Source organism: Faunimonas sp. B44 (assembly GCF_052655945.1).
Genome location: NZ_JBQYEX010000001.1, coordinates 16,605 through 39,045, shown reverse-complemented (window position 1 = coordinate 39,045; position 22,441 = coordinate 16,605). Strand labels below are relative to the sequence as shown.

Here is a 22,441-nt window from a genome sequence, read left to right as displayed (position 1 = left end):
CGGCGACGCGCGCCTGCGAGACTTCCCGGATCAGGCCAGCCTGTCGCTGGTTCAGTCCGGGAGGCCGAGGTGCAGATGAACGGTTTCAGACCTTGCGCGCGGCGAGCGGCATTCGCCCTCGCCACGCTTGCCGCAGCCATCGGCGCCGTGCCTTCGGCGAGCGCGGCGGAACGCTCCGTGGGCGACCTGAAGTGCGCCTATCTCGCCTGCGAAGCCGGCGCGGCCGAAGCCCGCGGGGGCCGCGGCGATGCGATGCAGTGCTCGATCGTCTACGAGGCGCTGAAGCAGCACGGCTTCGGCGGCGACTTCCGGGCGCTCATGACCTGGTTCCGATCCGCGCGGGCGGGTGCGTCCGGGCCGGGCGGGCGGATCGCGCTCGCGGAGCCGGCCTGCCGGGACACCGTCCGGAGCGGACCCGACCTGCTCTGACCGCCGCCAAGCCGCCGCCTGGGGGCGGGGCGCTCAGTGCGCCTCGTCCCAGTTCGACGCGGCGCGGGCATCGACCTTGAGGGGCACGGCGAGCTTCACGGCCGGCTCGGGCGCGTGCTCCATGACCCGCGTGACGACCGGCAGCGTGGCCTCGACCTCCTCGTCGGGGACCTCGAAGATCAGCTCGTCGTGGACCTGCAGCAGCATGCGCGCGCGCAGCCCCGCGGCCTCGAGCGCGTCGTCCATACGGATCATCGCGCGCCGGATGATGTCGGCGGCCGTCCCCTGGATCGGCGCGTTGATCGCCGCGCGCTCCTGGAAAGCGCGCAGCGAGGGCTGCGAGGCGCGGATGTCGGGATAGTGCGCGCGCCGGCCGAACAGGGTCTCGACGTAGAGGTTCTCCCGGCAGGCGCGCTTCGTCTCCTCCATGTAGTCGCGGATGCCGGGGAAGCGCTCGAAATAGCGCTTGATGTAGTCGCCCGCCTCGCCACGCCCGATGCCGAGCTGCTGGGCGAGGCCGAAGGCCGAGATGCCGTAGATGATGCCGAAATTGATCGCCTTGGCGCGGCGTCTCACCATCGGGTCCATGCCCGCGATCGGCACGCCGAACATCTCCGACGCGGTCATGGCGTGGATGTCGAGCCCGTCGGCGAAGGCGCGGCGGAGCTGCGGGATGTCGGCGATGTGGGCGAGCACGCGCAGCTCGATCTGGCTGTAGTCGGCCGAGACGAGCTTCCAGCCCTCCTCGGCGATGAAGGCGGTGCGGATGGCGCGGCCTTCCTCCGTGCGGATCGGGATGTTCTGCAGGTTCGGCTCCGACGAGGAGAGCCGGCCGGTCGTGGTCGAGGCGAGCGAGAAGCTCGTGTGGATGCGGCCCTGCGCGTCCATGTGCTGCGGCAGCGTGTCGGTGTAGGTCGACTTCAGCTTGGTGAGCTGCCGCCATTCCACGATCCTGCGCGCGATCGGGATGCCTTCGGCGGCGAGGTCGTCGAGCACCTTCACGTCGGTCGACCAGGCGCCGGTCTTCGTCTTGCGGCCGCCGGGCAGGCCCATCTTGCCGAACAGGATGTCGGAGAGCTGCTTGGTGGAGCCGATGTTGAAGGTCTCGCCGGCCAGCTCGTGGATCTCGGCCTCCACCGCCGCAGCCTTCTGCGCGAAGGTGCCGGAGAGGCGCGACAGGATCTGCCGGTCGACCTTGATGCCGCGCCGCTCCATGCGGGCGAGCACCGGCACCATCGGCCGCTCCAGCCGCTCGTAGACGCGGGTCATGCCCTCCGCGACGAGGCGCGGCTTCAGCACGCGCCAGAGGCGCAGCGTGACGTCGGCGTCCTCGGCGGCGTAGCAGGTGGCGCGGTCGATCGCGACGCGGTCGAAGGTGACGCCCGCCTTGCCGGTTCCCGCCACCGACTTGTAGGTGATCGGGTCGTGCTCCAGCAGCTCCTTGCAGAGCCCGTCCATGCCGTGGCCCGGCCGGCGCCCCGAATCGAGCGCGTAGGAGATCAGCATCGTGTCGTCGAACGGCGCGACCTCGATGCCGCGCTCGCGGAAGACCAGCCAGTCGAACTTCATGTTCTGGCCGATCTTGAGGACCGCCGGGTCCTCCAGGAGCGGCTTGAGGAGCGCGAGCGCCTCCGCCTCCGGGATCTGCGTGTAGTCCGGCGGCTCGGCCGCGACCGTCTCCGCGCCGGCCCCGCCGGTAGCCGGCTCCTCCGCGCCGTCGCCCTTGCCCCTGGCGGCGGCTTTCCGAGCCTTCGCCGGCGGATCGCCGAAAAGGTCGGCGGAGGAGCTTGCGTCCTCCGCCTGCCGGTGCCCGAGCGGGATGTAGCAGGCGAGGCCCGGCTCGAGCGCGAGGCTCACGCCGCACAGTTCGCAATCGAGCGGGTCGAGGCTGGTCGTCTCGGTGTCGATCGCGACGATCCCGTGCTCGCGCGCCGCCGCCACCCATTTCTCCAGCGCCTCGATCGTGCGCACGCAATGGTAAGACTGCACGTCGATCTTCGGCTCGCAGGCGCTCGCCTTCCGCGCCTCGACGAGGTCCCACGGCGTGCCGATCGGCTCCAGATGGCTCGGCAGGGCCGGCTTCGTCCGCGCCGCGGCCTCGGCCGCGCCATCCGCGGCGGCCGGTTCCGCCATGTCCGGCCCGTGCGCCGGGGCCGAGGCGCCGCCCGGCGGCCAGCCCTGGACGGCGAGCGCCATCGGCTCGATTGCGTCCGCCGCGGTGCCGGTCTTCTCGGCGACCCGCCGCGTCAGCGCGTTGAACTCCATCGCCTTGCAGAAGGCGACGGCGCGCGCGCCGTCGACCGGCTCGACCGCGAGGTCGTCGATCGGAACCTCGAGCGGCACCGCATTGCAGAGTTCCACGAGCTTTCGCGAGACGCGCGCCTGCTCGGCGAAGGCGATCAGGTTCTCGCGCCGCTTCGGCTGCCTGATCTCGGCGGCGCGGGCGAGCAGGGTCTCCAGGTCGCCGTACTCGTCGAGGAGCTGCGCCGCCGTCTTGGCGCCGATGCCGGGTACGCCCGGGACGTTGTCGGTGGAATCGCCGCAGAGCGCCTGCAGGTCGATCATCTTGTCCGGGAAGACCCCGAACTTCTCCTTCACGAAGGCCGGGTCGATGACCTGGTCGCGCATCGTATCGACCATCGTCACGCTCGGCCCGAGGAGCTGCATCAGGTCCTTGTCGGAGGAGACGATGGTTGTGCGCGCGCCTCGCTCGCAGGCGAGGCGGGCATAGGTCGCGATGATGTCGTCGGCCTCCCAGCCCTTCTGCTCGATGCAGGCGAGGCTGAAGGCGCGCGTCGCCTCCCGGATGAGCCCGAACTGCGGGATGAGGTCCGGCGGCGGCTCGGGCCGGTGCGCCTTGTAGTCGGAATAGATCTCGTTGCGGAAGGTCTTCGCCGAATAGTCGAAGATCACGGCGAAATGGGTCGGCTCGTCGCCCTTCTCCGGGGTCGGCCCCTCCTGCAGCATCTTCCAGATCATGTTGCAGAAGCCGGCGACCGCGCCGGACGGCAGCCCGTCCGACTTGCGCGTGAGCGGCGGCAGCGCGTGGAAGGCGCGGAAGATGAAGGCCGAGCCGTCGACCAGGATGAGGTGGTCGCCCGCCTTCATCGGGGCGGCCGCGCGGGGCTGCGGGGAGACTTTCGGCATCGCAGACATTTCGCGCGCGCGGGGCGCGAATGCAAGCGACGGCCGGCTGCCATGCGCGGGCCGACGCCGCGCGCCTCAGCCCGAAGCGGGCGAAAGCTCGCCGGCGAGCGCGCGGGCGATGAGCGCCCGCGTCTCGGGCACGCCGTAGACCGCCACGAACGAGCCGAAGCGGGGCCCGCGCTCCTGGCCGAGCAGGATCTCGTAGAGCGTGGAGAACCAGGTGAGCGCCACGCCCGGCCGCCCGTCGGGACCCGGCTTCTCCGGATTGTGATAGCGCTCGAAGCTGCGGCCGACATCGTAGACCGCCGCCTGGATCGCCTCGGCGTCGGCATCCTCGGGCAGCGCTGCGAGCGCCGAGTCGAGCGCCTCGAGCGCCTCGCGCTCGACCGCGTCCGGCACCCGGAAGCGCTTGTTCGGCTTCACGAAGTCGTGGAAGTAGCGCACCGCATAGCCGATCAGCCGGTCGAGCGCCGGATAGCGCTCCCGCGTGACCTCCGGCAGGTGGCGGGTGACGTAGCCCCACAGGATCTCGGGCTCCTCCGTGTTGCCCGCGCTCGCGATGTTGAGGAGCATCGAGAACGGCACCGGCAGGCGCTCGTCCGGCGGACCGCCCTCGTGAATGTGCCAGACCGGGTTCGACAGCCGGTTGCCCCAGTCCTGCCGGCGGTAGCCGTCGAGGAACTGGTAGTATTCGTCGGCCGCGCGCGGGATGACGTCGAAATAGAGCCGCTTCGCCGCCTTCGGCTTCTGGAACATGAAGAGCGACAGGCTTTCCGGCGAGGCGTAGCGCAGCCATTCCTCGATGGTGAGGCCGTTGCCCTTCGACTTGGAGATCTTCTGCCCCTCTTCGTCGAGGAAGAGCTCGTAGTTGAAGCCCTCCGGCGGCGTCCCGCCGAGCGCCTTCGAGATCCGCGAGGAGAGCAGCACGGAATCGATCAGGTCCTTGCCGGCCATCTCGTAATCGACGCCGAGCGCGGTCCAGCGCAGCGCCCAGTCCGCCTTCCACTGGCACTTCACGCGCCCGCCGGTGACCGGCGTCGTGACCTCGTCGACGGTGTCGGGGTCGCGGTAGGTCACGGTGCCGGCGGCGGGATCGCGAGCGATCATCGGCACCTGCAGCACGGTGCCGGTGCGCTCCGAGATCGGCAGGAACGGCGCGTAGGTCTCGCGACGCTCCGGGCCGAGGGTCGGCAGGATGATCGCCATCACCTCATCATAGGCGGCGAGCATGCGCAGCAGCGTCTCGTCGAAGCGGCCGGACCGGTAGTACCCGGTCGCGCTTGCGAACTCGTAGTCGAAGCCGAAGCGGTCGAGGAAGATGCGCAGCCGCGCATTGTTGCCGGCGCCGAAGCTCTCGTATTCGCCGAACGGATCGGGCACCGCGGTGAGCGGCTTGCCGAGATGGGCCGCGAGCGCCTCCCTGTTCGGCACGTTGTCCGGCACCTTGCGCAGGCCGTCCATGTCGTCGGAGAAGCACAGGAGGCGCGTCGGAACGCTGTCGGCGGTCAGCACGCGGAAGGCGTGGCGAACCATCGTGGTGCGGGCGACCTCGCCGAACGTGCCGATATGGGGAAGGCCGGAGGGGCCGTAGCCGGTCTCGAACAGGACCTCGCCGTCGAAGCCGGCACGCTCCACCCGCGCCACGAGCTTGCGCGCCTCCTCGAAGGGCCACGCTTTCGAGACCCGCGCCGCGGCAAGGAGCTCGGGCGGGAACGGCGCGCTATCGGTCATGATCGGAAATCCAGCAGGTCGCGCCGGCACTTGGCCCGGCCGGCGGAGGCGGGCGGACCCTACTGGGACGCCGGCGAAGCGTCAACGCGCGGAACTGCGGGGAACAAGCGTCCTGCGGGCGCCGTTCCGCAACCTGCGCGGGCTGACGAGAACCGCGACTGACCAGGCGGAGGCATCGTGCGGGTACTGCTGACGGGCGCGAACGGCTTCATCGGCTCCGCGCTCCTCGCAGCGCTCCACCGGGCCGGGCACGAGGTCGTCGCCGTCACGCGCTCGCGCGCCCTCCTTTCGCACCGGCCGGGGGTGGCGGGGCATGTCCGCCTCGACATCGCCGAGGCGCGCTCCGCCGGGGACTGGCTGCCGCACCTGGCCGGCATCGACGCGGTCGTGAACACGGCCGGGGTCCTCCAGGACAGCCCGAAAGATTCCACCGCCGGCGTGCACGCGACGGGGATCGGCGCCCTGTTCGAGGCGTGCGAGCAGGCCGGGATCCGCCGCGTCATCCACTTCTCCGCGATCGGGGTCGACCGCGAGACGCCGACCGATTTCTCCCGCACCAAGCTCGCGGGCGACCGCGCCCTGATGGCGCGCGACCTAGACTGGGTGATCCTCAGGCCCTCGGTCGTGGTCGGGCGGAGCGCCTTCGGCGGCAGCGCGCTCTTCCGCGGGCTGGCGGCGCTGCCGCTCCTGCCGCTCGCGCCGGACACCGGCGCACTGCAGGTCGTGCAGCTTGCGGACGTGACCGAGACGGTCCTCTTCTTCCTGCGGCCGGACGCCCCCGCCCGGCTCGCGCTCGACCTCGCAGGGCCGGAGCCGCTTCCGATGCGCGAGGTCGTGGCCACCTACCGCGCCTGGCTCGGCTGGCGCCCGGCGCGCGAATTCGTGCTCCCCTCCTGGCTCGCGGGACTGCCCTACAGGCTCGGCGATTTCGTCGCCCTCCTCGGCTGGCGGCCGCCGATGCGCACCACCGCCATGCGCGAGATCGTGCGCGGCGCCGTCGGCGATTCGCGCCCGTGGAGCGCGACGACCGGCATCCGCCCCGCGCCGCTCGCCGCCGCGCTCGCCGCGGAGCCCGCCTCCGTCCAGGAGCGCTGGTTCGCGCGCCTCTATTTCGTGAAGCCGTTCGTCTTCGCGGTCCTGGCGCTGTTCTGGATCGGCACCGGCGTGATCTCGCTGGGGCCGGGCTTCGCGATCGGCCGCGAGATCATGCAGGCGGGCGGGGCCGGGATCTTCGAGATCCCGGGCATCGTCGCCGGCGCGCTCGCCGACATCGCGATCGGCGTCGGGATCGCCTGGCGGCGCACGACCCGGATCGCCCTCTATGCCGGGATCGCGCTCTCGCTCGCCTACATGGTCATCGGCACGCTGATGCTGCCCGTCCTCTGGATCGAGCCGCTCGGGCCGATGCTGAAGATCTGGCCGATCATGGCGCTGCATCTCGCCGCGCTCGCCATCCGCGAGGACCGATGACGACCTATCTCGTCCTCAAGTACCTCCACGTGATCGGCGCGACCGTCCTCCTCGGCACCGGCGCCGGCATCGCCTTCTTCATGGTGGTCGCCCATTTCACCAGAAACCCGGAGGTGGTCGCCGGCGTCGCCCGCATCGTCGTCATCGCGGATTTCGTCTTCACCACGACCGCCGTCGTCGCACAGCCCGTCACCGGCGTGCTGCTCGCCTGGAACGTCGGCTACGCGCTGACCGAGGGCTGGATCGTGCTGTCCATCGTCCTCTACCTCGTCACCGGCGCGTTCTGGCTCCCGGTCGTCTGGATGCAGATGCGCATGCGCGACCTCGCCGCCGCGGCGGTCCACGACGTGCGGCCGCTGCCGCGCGCCTATCACCGCCTGTTCTGGACCTGGTTCGCCTTCGGCTTCCCGGCCTTCGCGGCCGTGCTCGGCATCTTCTGGCTGATGATCGCGCGGCCGCAATTCGCCGTTCCGGGGCTCGGCTGACCGGGCGGTCGGGTCCGGCGCAGCGCTTGCCGTGCGGCACCTGGGCGAGTCTTGGGAAACGGCGAGGCTTTGGAGCGGGCGATCGGGATCGAACCGACGACATTCAGCTTGGGAAGCTGACGTTCTACCACTGAACTACGCCCGCCTTGCGCCAAGAGGTAGCCGATCGGCGCGGCCTTTTCCAGAGGGTCGAGAAGGCGACCGGGCGTGCGGGCCAAGCGGCGCCCGACCTCAGCCCGCAGGCGCCCGGAAGTGCTTGGAGAGCTTCAGGCCCTGCGCCTGGTAATGCGAGCCGAGGCCGGCGCCGTAGAGGCGCGACGGCGGGGCGGCGAGGCGCTCGTAGACGAGGCGGGCGATCGTCTGCCCGTGCTCCAGGATGAACGGCACCTCGTGGCTCCGGACCTCGAGCACGGCCCGGCTGCCGCGCCCCCCGGCCGGATCGTGGCCGAAGCCGGGGTCGAAGAAGCCGGCATAATGGACGCGGAACTCGCCCATCAGCGGGTCGAACGGCACCATCTCCGCGGCATGGCCCGGCGGCACGTGGACGGCCTCGGCGGAGACGAGGATGTAGAACTGGTCGGGGTCGAGCACGAGCTCGGCCGGGCCGCGGCGCCGCAGCGGCTCCCAGAATTCCTCGGCGTCGTAGCCGCCGGTGCGGTCGAGGTCGATGACGCCGGTGTGGCGCTTGGCGCGGTAGCCGACGAGGCCCGTCGCGTCGCCCTGGAGGTCGATCGAGACGGCGAGCCCGTTCGAGAAGCCGGGCGTGCCGGAGGCGAGCGTCGCCTCGGCGTGGAGCGCCAGCAGCGCCGCGTCGTCGAGCACGGCGGCGCCGCGCCTGAACCGGATCTGCGAGAGCCGCGTGCCGGGCCGGACGAGGACCGGGAAGGTGCGCGGGCTGATCTCCAGGTAGAGCGGGCCGGAATAGCCGGCCGGCACCTGGTCGAAGGCGCGGGCGCGGTCGACGATGAGCCTGGTGAAGACGTCGAGCCGCCCGGTCGAGCTCTTCGGGTTGGCCGACGCCGTGAGGTCCGCCGGCAGCGCCAGCGCCTCCATCAGCGGCACGATGTAGACGCAGCCCGTTTCGAGCACCGCCCCTTCGCGGAGGTCGAAGCGATGCAGCGCCAGCCGCTCGAGCTTCTCCGCGACGTCGTGGTCCGGGCCCGGCAGGAAGCTCGCGCGCACCCGGTAGGCGACCCTGCCGAGGCGCAGGTCGAGGCTCGCGGGCTGCACCTGGCCGGGCGCCGCAGGCGCGTCGAGCCGGATCGCGCCCGTCGCGATCAGCCCCTCGATCTCGCTGTCCGGCAGGATTCCCGTCACGCCGCCCCCCTCGCCCGCGCCACCGTTAGCCGAGGTTCCGGTTGACGCCAAGGGCGGCAGGGTCTAAGCGCCGGTCCCGTGGTGATTTGTGCCGGCCGGCTTGCGACCACGTTAAACCATGACGCTAAAAGGGCCGGAGGTTGGAAGACCCCGGTCCCGCGCGCGCGGCGGCCGGGTTTTTTCGTTTCCGGAGAGAGTGCATGACCGCCCCGAAGAGACGCTTCCGCCCCGCCACCGAGCTTGTCCACGGTGGCACCATGCGCTCGCAGTTCGCCGAAACCTCGGAGGCTATGTTCCTGACCCAGGGCTTCGTCTATCCGGACGCGGAGGCGGCCGAGGCGCGCTTCAAGGGCGAGGATCCGGGCTTCGTCTATTCGCGCTACGCCAACCCCACCGTCGCCATGTTCGAGGAGCGGATGTGCCTGCTGGAGGGCGCCGAGGCCGCGCGCGGCCTGGCGAGCGGCATGGCGGCGGTGAACGCGGCGCTGATGAGCGACCTCAAGGCCGGCGACCATGTCGTCGCCTCGCGCGCCCTCTTCGGCTCCTGCCAGTACATCGTCGCGGACCTGCTGCCGCGCTTCGGCGTTGCCTCGACGCTCGTCGACGGCACCGATCTCGACGCATGGCGAAGCGCGGTGCGGCCGGAGACACGCGCCTTCTTCCTGGAGAGCCCGTCCAACCCGACGCTGGAGCTGATCAACATCGCCGCGGTGGCGGAGATCGCGCGCGCCGCCGGCGCCCGCCTCGTCGTCGACAACGTCTTCGCCACGCCGCTCTTCCAGAAGCCGCTCGAGCTCGGCGCGCACACCGTCGTCTATTCGGCGACCAAGCACATCGACGGCCAGGGCCGCTGCCTCGGCGGCGTCGTGCTCTCCGACGAGGACTGGATCGAGGGCAAGCTCGCGCCGTTCCTGAAGCACACCGGCCCGTCCATGAGCCCGTTCAACGCCTGGGTGCTCCTGAAGTCGTTGGAGACCCTTCAGGTCCGGGTCGAGCGCCAGGCCGCCTCGGCGGCGCGCATCGCCGATGCGATCGCCAGCCATCCCGCGGTCCTGCGGCTCTACTACCCCGGACGGGACGACCACCCGCAGGCCGAGCTCGCCCGCCGCCAGATGACCGGCGGCAGCACCATGCTCGCGGTCGAGGTCGCGGGCGGCAAGGCGGGCGCCTTCGCCGTCTCCGCGGCGCTGGAGGTCGTGCGCATCTCCAACAATCTCGGCGATGCCAAGAGCCTCGTCACACATCCCGCGACGACGACGCACCAGCGCCTCAGCGACGAGGAGCGCGCCGCGCTCGGCATCGGCGACGGGCTGCTGCGCCTGTCGGTCGGCCTCGAGGATCCCGAGGATCTCGTCGAGGATCTCGTCGCCGCGCTCGACCGGGCGCGGCCGGCGGAGATGCGCGCGGCGTCCTGAGCCTCAGCGGAACGTGCGGAGCGCGGCGACGAGGCGCGCGCCGGCGGTCACCAGCGTCATCGCCGCGAACACGAGCGCGATCGCCGGGAACCAGGCCGGGAACAGGCAGAAGAGCAGGAAGGCGGCGAGCGTCTCCGTCGCCTCGGCCAGCCCGGCGGTGAAATAGAGCGACTTCTGCCCCCGGATCGCGGTCGAGAGGCCCCGCTTCTCCGCCATCACCGCGTAGGCGAGGAAGCTTGAGCCGTTCACGTAGAAGCTGAACAGGAGGACGGCGCCGGCGACCCCGTTGGCCTGCGGGTCGGCAAGCACGAAGCCGAGCGGCACCAGGCCGTAGAAGGCGAAATCGAGCACGATGTCGAGGAAGCCGCCGCGGTCGGTCCTGGCGCTGTGCCGCGCGACCGCGCCGTCGAGGCCGTCGCAAAGCCGGCTGAGGAGGATGAGCCCGCCCGCGACCAGGAAGCCGTCGGCCCAGATCGCCGCGAAGGCCGCAAGCCCCAGCGCGAAGCCCACCCAGGTGACGCCGTCGGCGCAAACGCCGAGCGCCGCGAGCCTGGCGCCCGCCCGCTCCAGCGCCGGGGCGATCAGCGCGCGCGCCGGCCCGTCGAGCATGCCGCCTCGCGCTTCCGGCGCGCGCCTCTTGCCGCTATGACGAAACCGATGCCGCCCCGCGCCCGTTTGATGAGGCCGCCGGAGACCTGATGCGCCTTCCCTTCCCAGCCGCCCTCGTCGCGATCCTCGCCTTGCTCTGCGCGCCGGCCGTCGCGCAGGACACGCCCGTCCAGGATCCTGCCACGGCGGCGGCCGCGGAGGTGGTGGTGCCGAACTTCTGGGATCCCCGCGCGCGCCTGGAGCGCCCGGCCCCGGCGACGATCGGCCCGATCCGGTTCCTGACGACCGACGACTTCCCGCCCTTCAATTTCCGCGACCGGCGCGGCGTCCTGATCGGCTTCAACGTCGACCTGGTGCGCGCCATCTGCGAGGAGCTGAAGGTCGGCTGCGCGATCCAGTCGCGCCCGTTCGACACGCTCCATGCGGCGCTCCTCGACGGCACCGGCGACGCCGTCATCGCCGGCCTGAGGGTGGACGAGATCCCCGACGGCGACGACCTGCTGCCTACCAACCCGTACCTGAAGATTCCCGGCCGCTTCGTGGCGCGCAAGGACAGCCCCTTCGATCCGGCGGCGCGCAACCTCGATTCCTTCGTCGGCACCGTGTGCGGGACGGCGCACGAGGCCTTCGTGCAGCGCTTCTTTCCGAGCGCGAAGCCGGTCTGCTACCTCTCGCTCGCGACTGCGCTCGAGGAGGTAAAGGCGGGCAGCATCCCGGCCATCTTCGCCGACGCGCTCGGCCTTTCCTTCTGGCTCCACGGGGTGGAATCGGAGGATTGCTGCCGGTTCGCGGGCGGTCCCTACCTCGACGACCGCTATTTCGGCGAGGGCTTCACGATCGTGGTGCGGCCGGACGACCGCAAGCTCCGCGCCGCGCTCGACTACGCGCTCCGCGAGGTGCACCGGTCCGGACGCTACGAGGAGATCTACCTGCGCTACTTCCCGGTCGGGCTGTTCTGAGCGCGGATGCGGGGTCAAGTCTCGCTCGCGAACTCGCTCTTCCGGTAGAGCGCGTGGAGCGACAGCCCCGCCTGCACGAAGGCCTCGTCCGCGCCCTCCTCGCGGTCGACCAGCGTCAGCACGTCGTCGATCTCCGCCCCGGCGTGGCGCAGGCTCGAGACCGCCTTGAGGGCCGAGCCGCCGGTGGTCGTGACGTCCTCCACGACGAGCACCTTCCGCCCTTCGAGGGTCTCGCCCTCGGCGAGGCCCTCGATCAGGCTGCGCGTGCCGTGCGCCTTGACGTCCTTGCGCACGAACACGGCGCCGACAGGGCGGCCGGCGACCGCGCTCATCGCCGCCGCCGCGCAAACGATCGGGACCGCGCCCATTTCCAGCCCGCCGACATAATCGGCGCCGAGCGCCGCCGCGCGCTCGGCGACCGCCGCGCCGATCAGCCGCGCGCCGTCCGGATGCAGCATGGTCGGTTTCAGGTTGAAGTAGATCGTGCTCGTCCGCCCGGACACGAGCGTGAACGTGCCGCCCTTCCGGAACGAGCGGGATCGGATCAGGTCGTAGAGCTCTGCGCGCGCGTCCATGCCGCCTCCTTGGCCGCCTCCTGGCGTTGGCGCGGTGATGGCGGGAGGGGCGCCGCGGGTCAAGCGGGCGCGGAGGCCGCCGGCGTCATCCACCCGATCGCCGCGCCGTCCGGCTGCTCCAGGATCGCGATCCGGCCGACGCCCGGCACGTCGAACGGCCGGCGGTGGACGGTCGCCCCGTGCCGCTCCGCCTCCGCGAGCCGCGCGTCGACGTCGTCGACGGCGAGGTAGGCGAACCAGTTCGCCGGAACACCCGACCAGCGCAGGTCGGAAATGTCCATCATGCCGGCGACCGGCACGTCGCCCTGCCAGGCGACCCAGTACGGGCCACCCTCCGGCATCGGCATCGCCTCGAAGCGCCAGCCGATCACGGCCTCGTAGAAGGCCTTGGCGCGCTCGAAGTCGCGCGTCAGCAGCTCGTTCCAGTGGAAATGCCCGTGCGCGGCCATGACCGTCCCCTCGAGAGGGGGCCATCTTCGGGCCGGCACGGACGGGAGTAAAGAGCGCCTCGCCCGTGAAACTTCGGGCGCCCTCAGCGCCCTTCGGCGGTCTCGGTCTCGGTGGCCGGCGCGGTCGCCTTGGGGCCGCCCTTGGAAACGCCGACCATCGCCGCCCGCAGCACGCGGTCGCCGATCATGTAGCCCGGCTGCATGACCTGGACGACGGTGCCCGCCGGCACGCTCGCATCGGGGACCTCGAACACCGCCTGGTGCCTGTGCGGATCGAAACGCTCGCCCATGGCGGCGATCACCTCGACGCCGTGCCGGCCGAGCAGGCGCTCCATCTCGCGGGCGGTCATCTCGACGCCCTCGACCAGGCTCGCGACGGCGGGTTCGGCCTTGGCCTCCTCCGTCACGTTCTCGAGCGCGCGCGCCAGATTGTCGGCAACCGTCAGCATGTCGGCGGCGAACTTCGTCACCGCGTATTTGCGCGCGTCGCCGATCTCGCGCTCGGAGCGCTTGCGGAAGTTGTCGAGGTCTGCCGCCACGCGGACGAGGCGATCGGTGAGGTCGGCCTTCTCGCCTTCGAGCCTCGCCACCGTCTCGGCGGAAATCCCGGTTTCGGCCCCGCTCGCCTGCATTTCGGCATCCGCGCCGGTTTCGGATGCGGCAGCGGGGTTCCGAGACTCGGTCGTGGTCTGGTCCGTGTCGTTCATATCCGTCACCCTGTTCGTGAGTTGGGCCGGATATCGAGCCTCCAGCGCCCGAAATCAAGGCGGCGGCCGTTCAGCGGCCGAGGAGCTGGGTCATCAGCTGCGCGGTGTAGTTCACGGCCGGGACGACCCGCGCATAATTGAGCCGCGTCGGCCCGATCACGCCGAGCACGCCGACCACGCGGTCGCTCGTGTCGCGGAAGGGCGCCACCACCAGCGAGGAGCCGGACAGCGAGAACAGCTTGTTCTCCGAGCCGATGAAGATGCGCACGCCCTCGCCGTGTTCGGCCAGCCCGAGGAGCTGGATGATGTCGGTCTTGGTCTCGAGGTCGTTGAAGAGCAGCCGCAGCCGCTCGATGTCCTCGGCGGCGGTGATGTCCTCCAGAAGGTTCGACACGCCGCGGACGATCAGCGTCCCGGCGCGGTCGTCGCCGCCCGACCATGTGGCGAAGCCCGCCGCGATCACCTTGTCGGTCAGCGCGTCGATCTCGCGCCGCCGCTCGTCGCTCAGCCGCTCCAGCTCGACCCGCGCCTCTGCGAGCGTCCGGCCGACGATGTGCGCATTGAGATAGTTGCTCGCGGTCGTGAGCGCCGAGGTCGGAAGGTCGCGCGGCACTTCGATGACCCGGTTCTCCACCGTCCCGCTCTCCGAGACGAGCACCACAAGGGCGCGGGTCCGCTCGATGCGCAGGAACTCGATGTGCTTCAGCCGGCCCTCGGTCTTCGCCGCAAGCACGACGCCGGCGCCGCGCGACATCGCGGAGAGCATCTGGCTCGCCTCGGTGAGGAGGCCCTCCATGGAGCGGCTTTCCCCGGCCGCCTTCACCTCCGCGTCCATGCGGCGGCGCTCCTCCTCGGCGAGGTCGCTCACCTCCATCACCGAATCGATGAAGAAGCGGAGCCCCAGCTCGGTCGGCAGCCGGCCGGCGCTGGTGTGCGGGGCGTAGATCAGGCCGAGCTCCTCGAGGTCGGCCATCACGTTGCGCACCGAAGCGGGCGACAGGGCGGCCGCGAGGATCCGGCTGACGTTGCGCGAGCCGACCGGCGTGCCGGTCTCGAGATAGGTTTCGACGATCCGCCGGAAGATCTCCCGCGAGCGGTCGTCGAGAGCGTAGAGCGAATCGGAGAACGACATTCCTGCCGGTCAACCTCCGTGCGATCGGGACGTCAGATCTGGATCCACTCATATCGATCGCACTGCCGCCGCCAGCAAGTCCAGCGCTTTACCTCGGCGCGGGACCGTCCTAACACGTCGCCAGTTCCACGGAGTGACGATGAGACCTTCCAAGAGGGAGCCGGACGAGCTCCGGCCCGTATCGCTCGAGCGCGGCGTCTCCCGCCATGCGGAGGGCTCGTGCCTCGTCCGCTTCGGCGACACGCACGTGCTCTGCACGGCGACGGTGGCGGAGCAGATTCCGGGCTGGCTGCGCGGCGCCGGCCGCGGCTGGGTGACGGCCGAGTACGGCATGCTGCCGCGCTCCACCAACGAGCGGATGCGGCGCGAGGCGGCGCAGGGCAGGCAGGGCGGCCGCACGCTCGAGATTCAGCGCCTGATCGGCCGCTCGCTGAGGGCGGTGGTCGATCTCAAGGCCATGGGCGAGAAGCAGATCACGGTCGATTGCGACGTCATCCAGGCCGACGGCGGCACGCGCACCGCCTCGATCACCGGCGCCTGGGTCGCGCTCCACGACGCTCTCGCCTGGATGCGCATGCGCAACATGATCGGCGACGGCGTGCTCGTCGATCACGTCGCGGCCGTGTCCTGCGGGGTTCATGGCGGCGTGCCCGTGCTCGACCTCGACTATGCCGAGGATTCCGAGGCCGGCACGGACGCGAATTTCGTGATGACCGGCAAGGGTGGACTCGTCGAGGTGCAGGCGACCGCCGAGGGCGCGCCCTTCAGCGATGAGGACCTCCACCGCCTGATGGAGCTCGCCAAGCAGGGCATCCGGCGCCTGGTCGATCTCCAGAAGATGGCGGTCGGTTGATCGCCATGCGGCTAGAGCCCGGCCCGATCGTCGTTGCCAGCCACAATCCCGGCAAGGTGCGCGAGATCCGCGAGCTCCTCGCGCCGTTCGGCTTCGAGGTCCGCGCGGCCGGCGAACTCGACCTCGACGAACCGGAGGAAACCGGCACGACCTTCGAAGAGAACGCGATCCTGAAGGCGCGGGCGGCGGCGGAGGCGTCGGGACTGCCCGCGCTCGCCGACGATTCCGGCCTTGCCGTCGATGCGCTGGGCGGCGAGCCCGGCATCTATTCCGCGCGCTGGGCGGGCGAGGACAAGGATTTCGCGCGCGCCATGCGCAACGTCGAGGAGAAGCTGCAGGCGGCCGGCGCGACCGCGCCCGAGCGTCGCTCCGGCCAGTTCGTCTGCGTGCTCGCGCTCGCCTTTCCCGGCGGCGAGGTCCGCACCTTTCCCGGCATCGTGCCGGGCACGCTCGTCTGGCCGCCGCGGGGCCACCAGGGCTTCGGCTACGACCCGATGTTCCTTCCCGACGGCGAGAGCCGCACCTTCGGCGAGATGAGCGCCGAGGAGAAGCACGGCTGGAAGCCCGGCGAAACGCATGCGCTCTCGCACCGCGCCCGCGCCTTCATGCGCTTCGCCGGAGAATGCCTCGGTCCGCGATGACCGGGCCGGCGCGCCTGCCGGAGGCGGCGACCGCCTTCGGCGTCTACCTGCACTGGCCGTTCTGCGCGGCGAAGTGCCCCTATTGCGACTTCAACTCGCATGTCAGGCACGCGCCGCCGGACCAGATGCGCTTCACCGCGGCCTTCGCGCGCGAGATCCGCCACTTCGCTGCGCTCACGCCCGGCCGCACCGTGACCTCCGTCTTCCTCGGCGGCGGAACGCCCTCGCTGATGGAGCCGGCGACCGTCGCGGCGCTTCTCGATGCGGTGGCCGGCGCCTGGGTGGTCGCGCCCGACGCCGAGATCACGCTCGAGGCCAATCCGTCGAGCGTCGAGGCCGGGCGCTTCCGCTCCTATCGCGCCGCTGGCGTGAACCGCGTCTCGCTCGGCGTACAGTCGCTGCGGGATCCGGCGCTGAAGGCGCTCGGGCGGCTGCACGATGCCGCCGACGCGCGCCGTGCGATCGCGCTCGCGCGCGGCACCTTCCCGCGCCTCTCCTTCGACCTGATCTATGCCCGGCCTGGCCAGGAGCCGGCTGACTGGGCGGACGAGCTCGAGACGGCCATCGGCCTCGCCGCCGACCACCTCTCGCTCTACCAGCTCACCATCGAGCCCGGCACCGCCTTCGGCGCGCTCCACGCCGCCGGCCGGCTCTCCGTCCCCGATCCGGACGCTGCGGCCGATCTCTACACGCTCACCCAGGAGATCACCGCCCGCCACGGCCTGCCGGCCTACGAGATCTCGAACCACGCCGCGCCGGGGGCGGAGAGCCGGCACAATCTCACCTATTGGCGGTATCAGGACTATGTCGGGATCGGCCCCGGGGCGCACGGCCGCTTCACGCTCGAAGGCGCGAAGCGCGCCAGCGCCGCGGAGAGATTGCCGGAACGCTGGCTGGCGCTCGTCGAGGCGGCCGGCTGCGGCGCGGCGGTCTCCGATCCTCTGAGCGCGGAGGAGACGGCCGACGAGATGCTGCTGATGGGCCTTCGCCTCGCCGAGGGCATCGAGCCCGCCCGCTACGCGGCGCTGCGGGGGCGCGCGCTCTCGTCGAACCGGGTGGACGGCCTCGCCGCGCTCGGCCTCGTCGAGACGACCGCCGAGGGGCGGCTGCGCGCCACCCCGTCCGGGGCGCTCGTGCTCAACCGGCTGGTCGCAGAGCTCTCCGTTCCCGAGCGAGCTCAGGCACCGCCGGTGAAGCTCCGCGCCGCCGGCTCCGCGACGCGCGGCGCCGACCCGGTCACCTCGTAGACGGCGAGCCGCCGCTCCGTCGCGCCGTTCGCGGTGAAGCGGAACACGCCGTCGAGCCCGGCGAAGCCGTTCGGGTTGGTCAGCACCCCAGCCGTGAAGGGATCGTCCCCGAACTGGCGCACGAGCCCGGCCGCAAGCACCGTGGCGTCGTAGGCGAGGGTCGTGTTGCGCGGCGGCGCGGCGCCGTAGGCCGCCTGGTAGCGCTGCGAGAAGCCCTCGAAGCCCTGCCGCGTCGGCGCCGGGAAGACCGCGCCCGTCAAAGCCGGGCTGGCGAGGATCTGCGGCGAGTCCCACTGGCCGGAGCCGAGGAAGAGCTTGCTGGAGGGCGTGACGCCGCCGGCGGCGAGCATCGGCGCGAGCGCGAGCAGCGCGTCGCCGCTGTCCGGCACGAGCAGCGCATCGAACTGGCTCGCGGCCGCCGTCACCGCGCCCGCCTTGGCCTGCATGTCGGCCGTGTCGCGCTTGTAGCGTTCGACGAGCGCGACCCGGCCGCCGACCCGGCTCACCGTCTCGCGGAAGGTCGCCTCCACCACGGAGCCGTAGGCGTCGTCGGGCAGGAGCGCGGCGAAGGAGCGCCGGCCCTTCTGGGCGGCGTAGGTCACGATCCGGCGGACGTCGTCGGCCGGCGGGAAGCTCAGCAGGTAGACGCCCGGGCCTGCCAGCGAGCTGTCGGAGGAGAACGCCACCATCGGCACGCCGGCCTGTCGCGCGCCGGGCGAGACCGCCGCCACTTCCGTGGCGAAGACGGGGCCGAGCATGATCTCCGCGCCTTCGCCGAGCGCGCGCCCCGCCGCGGCCTGCGCCCCGGAGGGGGTGCCCTGCGTGTCGTAGATGACGAGCTCGATGCCGGTGTTCGGGAAGTCCCGCATGGCGAGCTCCGCCGCGTTGCGGAACGCCTGGCCGGTATTGCCGGCATTGCCCGTCGCGGTCGTCGGTAGCAGCATCGCAACCCGCACCTCGCCGGCGCCGATCACCTGACCCGAGGCGGCCGAGCCGGCATCGGCGACCGGCCCGCTCGGCGCGGCCGGCTGCGAGCCGCGGCCGGAGAAGGACATGCAGCCGGCGAGGAAGACGGTCGCGGCGATGGCGGCGAGGGTCGAGCCCTTGCGCAGCGCCTGCGGGAATGCGCGGGACACGGGCGCTCTCCTTTCGAAACTCTGGACAGTGGCGGCGACCCTAGGAAGAATTGCGCAGTGCGGCAAGAGAAGGGCGCGGGCGGCCGATGGCAGACGCCGATGGCGAGACGGACGGCGAAACGCCCGCAGGGGCGGGGCGCGGCTGGATGCTGCGCGGCGCGGCGGTCCGCATGCCGACGCTCGAGCCCGCCCTCTATCTGGTCGCGACCCCGATCGGGAATCTCAGCGACATCACGATCCGCGCACTCGACACGCTCGCCGCCGCCGCCCTGATCGCCTGCGAGGACACCCGCGTCACCCGCAAGCTCCTGACCCGCTACGGCATCGCCGCCGCGGTCACGGCCTATCACGAGCACAGCGGCCCGGAAGCCGGGCGCCGCATCCTCGCCGCGCTGGAGGAGGGCCGGGCCGTCGCCCTCGTCTCCGACGCCGGCACGCCGCTCGTCTCCGACCCGGGCTACCGCCTCGTGCGCGAGGTCGTCGAGGCCGGCCACCGCGTCGTGCCGATCCCCGGTCCGTCCTCCCTGCTCGCCGCACTCGCCGCCGCGGGGCTCCCGACCGACACCTTCCTCTTCGCCGGCTTCCTGCCGAACAAGGCCGGCGCCCGGCGCAGCCGGCTGGAGACGCTCGGGGCGATCCCCGCCACCCTCGTCCTGCTGGAATCGCCCAACCGCGTCGGCGCGCTCCTCGCCGACGCCGCCGAACTGCTGGGCGGCGCGCGCGAGGCGGTGGTCTGCCGCGAGATGACGAAGCTGCACGAGACCTTCGCCCGCGGCACGCTCGCTGCGCTCTCTGCCGAGTTCGGCGACGGCCCCGCGCGCGGCGAGATCGTCGTCGTGATCGCCCCGCCGACGGAGCCCGCGCCGCCTGCGGAGGCGGACATCGACGATCAGCTCCGCGCCGCGCTGACCCGCCTTGGCGTCCGCGACGCGGCCGATGCGGTCGCCGCCGCCACGGGGGCGAAGCGCCGCGACGTCTACCAGCGCGCGCTGGCGCTGAAATCCGGGCGATGAGGCCGGAGCGCCGCCGCGCCTACGATCGCGGCCATGCGGCCGAGTTCGCCGCGCTCCTGTTCCTCGCCGCCAAGGGCTACCGCACGCTCGCCCGCCGCTACCGAACGCCGCTCGGCGAGATCGACCTCGTGCTGAAGCGCGGCGGCACCATCGTCTTCGCCGAGGTGAAGGCACGACCGAGCCTGATGGAGGGGATGGAGGCGGTCGGGCCGGCGGCCGAGCACCGGATCGCCGGCGCGGCCGACGTCTGGCTGTCGCGCCACCCGCGCGCCGCCGGCATGACGCACCGCTTCGACCTCGTGCTCGTCCGGCCCTGGCGGCTGCCCCGGCACGTCCCGAACGCCTTCCAGCGCGGCTGGTGATTGAACCCGGGCCTTCGCAGGGCTATCGCAGGGGCAACGCGGAACAAGCGAAAGCGGCACGGATGACCCTCACCGTCGCGGTCCAGATGGACCACATCGCCGGCATCACGATCGCCGGCGACACCACCTTCGCGCTGATGCTCGAGGCGCAGCGCCGCGGGCACGCAATGCTGCACTACACGCCGGAGCGCCTGTCGCTGCGCGCCGGCCGCGTGACCGCCCCGATGGAGCCGGTCGAGGTCGCCGACGAGGCCGGGCGGCACGCGCGCCTCGGCGCGCTGCGCACGATCGACCTCGCCGAATGCGACGTCGTGCTGATGCGCCAGGACCCGCCCTTCGACATGGCCTACATCACCGCGACCCACGTCCTCGAGGCGGTCCACCCGCGGACTCTCGTGGTGAATGACCCGAAGGAGGTCCGCAACGCCCCGGAGAAGCTCTACGTCATGCGCTATCCGGACCTGATGCCGGATACGCTCATCACCCGCGACCCCGAGGCGGTGCGCGACTTCCGCAAGGAATTCGGCGACATCATCGTCAAGCCGCTCTACGGCAATGGCGGCGCCGCCGTGTTCAGGCTGCGCGAGGACGACGAGAACCTCTCGGCGCTGCTGGAGCTCTTCGTCGACCGCTTCCGCGAGCCGTTCGTGGTGCAGCGCTACCTGCCGGCGGTGCGCCAGGGCGACAAGCGCATCCTGCTCGTCGACGGCGAGCCCGCCGGCGCGATCAACCGGGTGCCGGCGCAGGGCGACGCGCGCTCCAACATGCATGTCGGCGGCAAGGCGATGCCGGCCGAGCTCACCGACCGCGACCGCGAGATCTGCGCGCGCATCGGCCCCGACCTCAAGGCGCGCGGGCTGATCCTCGTCGGCATCGACGTGATCGGCGACCACATGACCGAGATCAACGTCACCTCGCCGACCGGCGTGCGCGAGGTCAAGCGCTTCGGCGGCGCCGACATAGCGGCGCTGGTGTGGGACGCCATCGAGGCGCGGAGGGGAGGCTGAGGGCGCTCCTGCCGCTGCGATGTTCCAGCTTCGTTCTTGTCATCAGGAGGGTATTATGGAGTTGACAAACCCACCCTCTAGGTTGAGCCATGGGTAGATTTACAATTTATTAGGCGATTATGTAGCTTGCAAACACGGGGCGATTAGGCTAGGAATGAGGGCAAGGAGATTGATCCATGTCCGTGTTCAGCAAGCCCTATTTTCACGACGAGGAAGCGGCATTCGCGTTCCTTGAGGACGTGATCTGGAACGGCAAGCCGGTGTGTCCGCACTGCGGCGGAATGGACCGCATTACGAAGATCAAGGCGAACCCGGAGAAGCGCATCCGCATCGGCCTGCACCGTTGCGGCGACTGCAAGGGCCAGTTCACCGTCAAGGTCGGCACCGTGTTCGAGCACGCCCGCATCCCGCTCGCGAAGATGCTCCAGGCGGCATACCTGCTGACGTGCTCCAAGAAGGGCATTTCGGCTCACCAGCTGCACCGCATCCTTGAGGTTCAGTACAAGACGGCATGGTTCCTCGCGCACCGCATTCGCGAGGCCATGCGGACGGGCGAGTTCGTGCCGTTCGGTTCGGCTGGCGGCTTCGTCGAGGTTGACGAGACGTTCATCGGCAATGACCGGACCATCAAGCCGAAGGGCGAGAAGAAGGGCCGGGGCTACCATCACAAGCACAAGGTGATGACGCTGGTTGACCGCGAGCTCGGCCAAGCCCGGAGCATCGTGGTTGATGACCTAAAGGCCGCAACGTTGGCGCCGATCGTTCGTGAGAACCTTGCCCGCGAGGCTCGGCTGATGACCGACGAGGCGGCCTACTACACGATGGTCGGCCGGGAGTTCGCGGATCACAAGATCGTCGAGCACGGCAAGGGCGAGTACGGCCGCGGCGAGTTCCACACGAACACGGTCGAAGGCTACTACAGCATCTTCAAGCGCGGCATGAAGGGCGTGTACCAGCATTGCGCCAAGCGGCACCTGCACCGGTATCTGGCGGAGTTCGATTTCCGCTACAACAACCGGAGCGCCTTGGGCGTTGAGGATCAGGAACGTGCCAGCCGTGCCCTCGAAGGGATCAAAGGCAAGAGGCTGACGTATCGAAAAGCCTGCTGACGCGAAAGCCGGGAGGTAAGTAGCCTCCCGGCCTACGGCAGATGGTCCTCCGTCGAATGGACCGGGCTCTCGTAGAGTTCATCAAGAGCGTCTGCGGCAGCGTCGATATCTAGACTAGATGCAATCTCGCTTTGGACAATTCCTGGCGTCTTGGTTCGAAAACTCCGGTTCGGGTACCATTCCTTCAACCCCCATGTACCACGATCCACCTTTACAATATCGCCAATGTCGTGTGCGCGTCTCGTTAGCACCGATCCAACTGTATTAACCGGATCCTTCGAGTTCAGGACGAGCCCGCCGCGCTTGAATGCGGCCGCAATATCCGGGTTCCGGAGCGGCTGACGGCGGGCCGCGAGAAGCTTCTTAGCTGCGTCGGCAATTGACATCCCAAGAAACGCCCCCGGCGAGTCAAGGTCCGAAACTGGAGCGCTTGTGATTTCGTCTTGACGACGTTGAGACGGTGCTACGCCCCGCAGAGCCTCGATAGCTCTGATGGCTTGCTCTATCTGATCCTTCTTCGATCGAAGGTCCGCAAGCACGACCTCATACGGGTCAGAGCCCGTTGATTCGGCTGACATTTTGGTTGCTCCGAAAGCGCGGATGTGCTAGACGGAGGACAGTCGGTTCCGACCGCGAAGCGGCCGACAT

The 22,441-nt window shown here is 70.7% G+C and carries 22 protein-coding genes, 1 tRNA gene and 1 riboswitch; of the genes, 12 read left to right on the top strand and 11 right to left on the bottom strand.

The window, feature by feature from the left end; translation table 11 throughout:
* Positions 1-75: 75 nt before the first annotated feature.
* Positions 76-429 (top strand): hypothetical protein, encoded by a 354-nt coding sequence (locus tag ACUN0C_RS00210; protein WP_445464299.1) that lies wholly within the window; start codon positions 76-78, stop codon positions 427-429.
* 33 nt (positions 430-462) lie between these two features.
* Here the strand turns inward: ACUN0C_RS00210 and polA are convergent, their stop codons facing one another.
* Positions 463-3,537 carry a DNA polymerase I gene (gene polA, locus ACUN0C_RS00205; RefSeq protein ID WP_445464849.1) on the bottom strand — a complete coding sequence of 1,025 codons (3,075 nt, stop codon included), beginning with the start codon at positions 3,535-3,537 and terminating at the stop codon, positions 463-465.
* 114 nt (positions 3,538-3,651) lie between these two features.
* A complete protein-coding gene (locus tag ACUN0C_RS00200) occupies positions 3,652-5,307 on the bottom strand; it encodes a lysine--tRNA ligase (protein WP_445464298.1) in 1,656 nt (551 codons plus the stop codon).
* Between the two features lie 174 nt (positions 5,308-5,481).
* On the opposite strand from ACUN0C_RS00200, the gene ACUN0C_RS00195 reads away from it, so the two are divergent.
* Together ACUN0C_RS00195 and ACUN0C_RS00190 are read left to right on the top strand one after the other, a co-directional pair.
* On the top strand, positions 5,482-6,777 hold the full coding sequence (locus tag ACUN0C_RS00195; protein ID WP_445464848.1) for an SDR family oxidoreductase: 1,296 nt from the start codon (positions 5,482-5,484) through the stop codon (positions 6,775-6,777).
* The gene (locus ACUN0C_RS00190; protein WP_445464297.1) at positions 6,774-7,262 is read left to right on the top strand and encodes a DUF2269 family protein; all 489 of its coding nucleotides are present in this window, start codon (positions 6,774-6,776) and stop codon (positions 7,260-7,262) included. The genes ACUN0C_RS00195 and ACUN0C_RS00190 overlap by 4 nt, the downstream gene beginning before the upstream one ends.
* A 70-nt stretch (positions 7,263-7,332) precedes the next feature.
* Here the strand turns inward: ACUN0C_RS00190 and ACUN0C_RS00185 are convergent.
* Together ACUN0C_RS00185 and ACUN0C_RS00180 are read right to left on the bottom strand one after the other, a co-directional pair.
* Positions 7,333-7,407: transfer RNA gene (locus ACUN0C_RS00185), tRNA-Gly, on the bottom strand.
* An 86-nt stretch (positions 7,408-7,493) separates the two neighbouring features.
* Positions 7,494-8,579, bottom strand: coding sequence for a 2'-deoxycytidine 5'-triphosphate deaminase (locus tag ACUN0C_RS00180; RefSeq protein ID WP_445464296.1), 1,086 nt, complete (start codon positions 8,577-8,579; stop codon positions 7,494-7,496).
* A 68-nt stretch (positions 8,580-8,647) separates the two neighbouring features.
* Positions 8,648-8,728, top strand: a riboswitch (SAM riboswitch).
* Between the two features lie 51 nt (positions 8,729-8,779).
* On the opposite strand from ACUN0C_RS00180, the gene ACUN0C_RS00175 reads away from it, so the two are divergent.
* Entirely contained in the window at positions 8,780-9,994 is a 1,215-nt protein-coding gene (locus tag ACUN0C_RS00175; protein ID WP_445464295.1) for an O-succinylhomoserine sulfhydrylase, read from the top strand.
* Positions 9,995-9,997: 3 nt separating this feature from the next.
* Here the strand turns inward: ACUN0C_RS00175 and ACUN0C_RS00170 are convergent, their stop codons facing one another.
* Entirely contained in the window at positions 9,998-10,603 is a 606-nt protein-coding gene (locus ACUN0C_RS00170; RefSeq protein ID WP_445464294.1) for a CDP-alcohol phosphatidyltransferase family protein, read from the bottom strand.
* Between the two features lie 89 nt (positions 10,604-10,692).
* On the opposite strand from ACUN0C_RS00170, the gene ACUN0C_RS00165 reads away from it, so the two are divergent.
* Positions 10,693-11,562, top strand: a complete 870-nt coding sequence (locus tag ACUN0C_RS00165) for a transporter substrate-binding domain-containing protein (protein ID WP_445464293.1) — start codon at positions 10,693-10,695, stop codon at positions 11,560-11,562.
* 14 nt (positions 11,563-11,576) lie between these two features.
* Here the strand turns inward: ACUN0C_RS00165 and pyrE are convergent, their stop codons facing one another.
* The 4 genes from pyrE to hrcA all read right to left on the bottom strand — a co-directional run bounded on the left by pyrE (position 11,577) and on the right by hrcA (position 14,425).
* Positions 11,577-12,137 carry an orotate phosphoribosyltransferase gene (pyrE, locus tag ACUN0C_RS00160; RefSeq protein WP_445464292.1) on the bottom strand — a complete coding sequence of 187 codons (561 nt, stop codon included), beginning with the start codon at positions 12,135-12,137 and terminating at the stop codon, positions 11,577-11,579.
* Between the two features lie 59 nt (positions 12,138-12,196).
* A complete protein-coding gene (locus tag ACUN0C_RS00155) occupies positions 12,197-12,586 on the bottom strand; it encodes a VOC family protein (RefSeq protein ID WP_445464291.1) in 390 nt (129 codons plus the stop codon).
* A gap of 83 nt (positions 12,587-12,669) precedes the next feature.
* Positions 12,670-13,293, bottom strand: a complete 624-nt coding sequence (grpE, locus tag ACUN0C_RS00150; protein ID WP_445464290.1) for a nucleotide exchange factor GrpE — start codon at positions 13,291-13,293, stop codon at positions 12,670-12,672.
* 70 nt (positions 13,294-13,363) lie between these two features.
* Positions 13,364-14,425, bottom strand: a complete 1,062-nt coding sequence (hrcA, locus tag ACUN0C_RS00145) for a heat-inducible transcriptional repressor HrcA (protein WP_445464289.1) — start codon at positions 14,423-14,425, stop codon at positions 13,364-13,366.
* Positions 14,426-14,564: 139 nt separating this feature from the next.
* On the opposite strand from hrcA, the gene rph reads away from it, so the two are divergent.
* Genes rph through hemW form a run of 3 tightly spaced genes read left to right on the top strand, consistent with a single transcriptional unit; the run spans position 14,565 to position 17,166 of the window.
* Positions 14,565-15,278, top strand: coding sequence for a ribonuclease PH (gene rph, locus ACUN0C_RS00140; protein ID WP_445464288.1), 714 nt, complete (start codon positions 14,565-14,567; stop codon positions 15,276-15,278).
* 5 nt (positions 15,279-15,283) lie between these two features.
* A complete protein-coding gene (rdgB, locus tag ACUN0C_RS00135) occupies positions 15,284-15,919 on the top strand; it encodes an RdgB/HAM1 family non-canonical purine NTP pyrophosphatase (RefSeq protein WP_445464287.1) in 636 nt (211 codons plus the stop codon).
* Complete coding sequence (gene hemW, locus ACUN0C_RS00130; protein WP_445464286.1) at positions 15,916-17,166, top strand: radical SAM family heme chaperone HemW; 1,251 nt, start codon at positions 15,916-15,918, stop codon at positions 17,164-17,166. Before rdgB ends, hemW begins: the two co-directional genes overlap by 4 nt.
* Here hemW and ACUN0C_RS00125 read toward each other — a convergent pair.
* Positions 17,097-18,302, bottom strand: coding sequence for a penicillin-binding protein activator (locus ACUN0C_RS00125; RefSeq protein ID WP_445464285.1), 1,206 nt, complete (start codon positions 18,300-18,302; stop codon positions 17,097-17,099). The two genes, hemW and ACUN0C_RS00125, sit on opposite strands and share 70 nt — an antisense overlap.
* A gap of 86 nt (positions 18,303-18,388) precedes the next feature.
* On the opposite strand from ACUN0C_RS00125, the gene rsmI reads away from it, so the two are divergent.
* From rsmI to ACUN0C_RS00105, 4 genes are all read left to right on the top strand, one after another.
* Positions 18,389-19,315, top strand: coding sequence for a 16S rRNA (cytidine(1402)-2'-O)-methyltransferase (gene rsmI, locus ACUN0C_RS00120; RefSeq protein WP_445464284.1), 927 nt, complete (start codon positions 18,389-18,391; stop codon positions 19,313-19,315).
* On the top strand, positions 19,312-19,677 hold the full coding sequence (locus ACUN0C_RS00115; protein WP_445464283.1) for a YraN family protein: 366 nt from the start codon (positions 19,312-19,314) through the stop codon (positions 19,675-19,677). The genes rsmI and ACUN0C_RS00115 overlap by 4 nt, the downstream gene beginning before the upstream one ends.
* A gap of 62 nt (positions 19,678-19,739) precedes the next feature.
* A complete protein-coding gene (gshB, locus tag ACUN0C_RS00110) occupies positions 19,740-20,684 on the top strand; it encodes a glutathione synthase (protein WP_445464282.1) in 945 nt (314 codons plus the stop codon).
* A gap of 176 nt (positions 20,685-20,860) precedes the next feature.
* Positions 20,861-21,793 (top strand): IS1595 family transposase, encoded by a 933-nt coding sequence (locus tag ACUN0C_RS00105; protein ID WP_445464281.1) that lies wholly within the window; start codon positions 20,861-20,863, stop codon positions 21,791-21,793.
* Positions 21,794-21,825: 32 nt separating this feature from the next.
* Here ACUN0C_RS00105 and ACUN0C_RS00100 read toward each other — a convergent pair whose 3' ends face one another.
* On the bottom strand, positions 21,826-22,371 hold the full coding sequence (locus ACUN0C_RS00100) for an HTH domain-containing protein (RefSeq protein WP_445464280.1): 546 nt from the start codon (positions 22,369-22,371) through the stop codon (positions 21,826-21,828).
* Positions 22,372-22,441 lie beyond the last annotated feature (70 nt).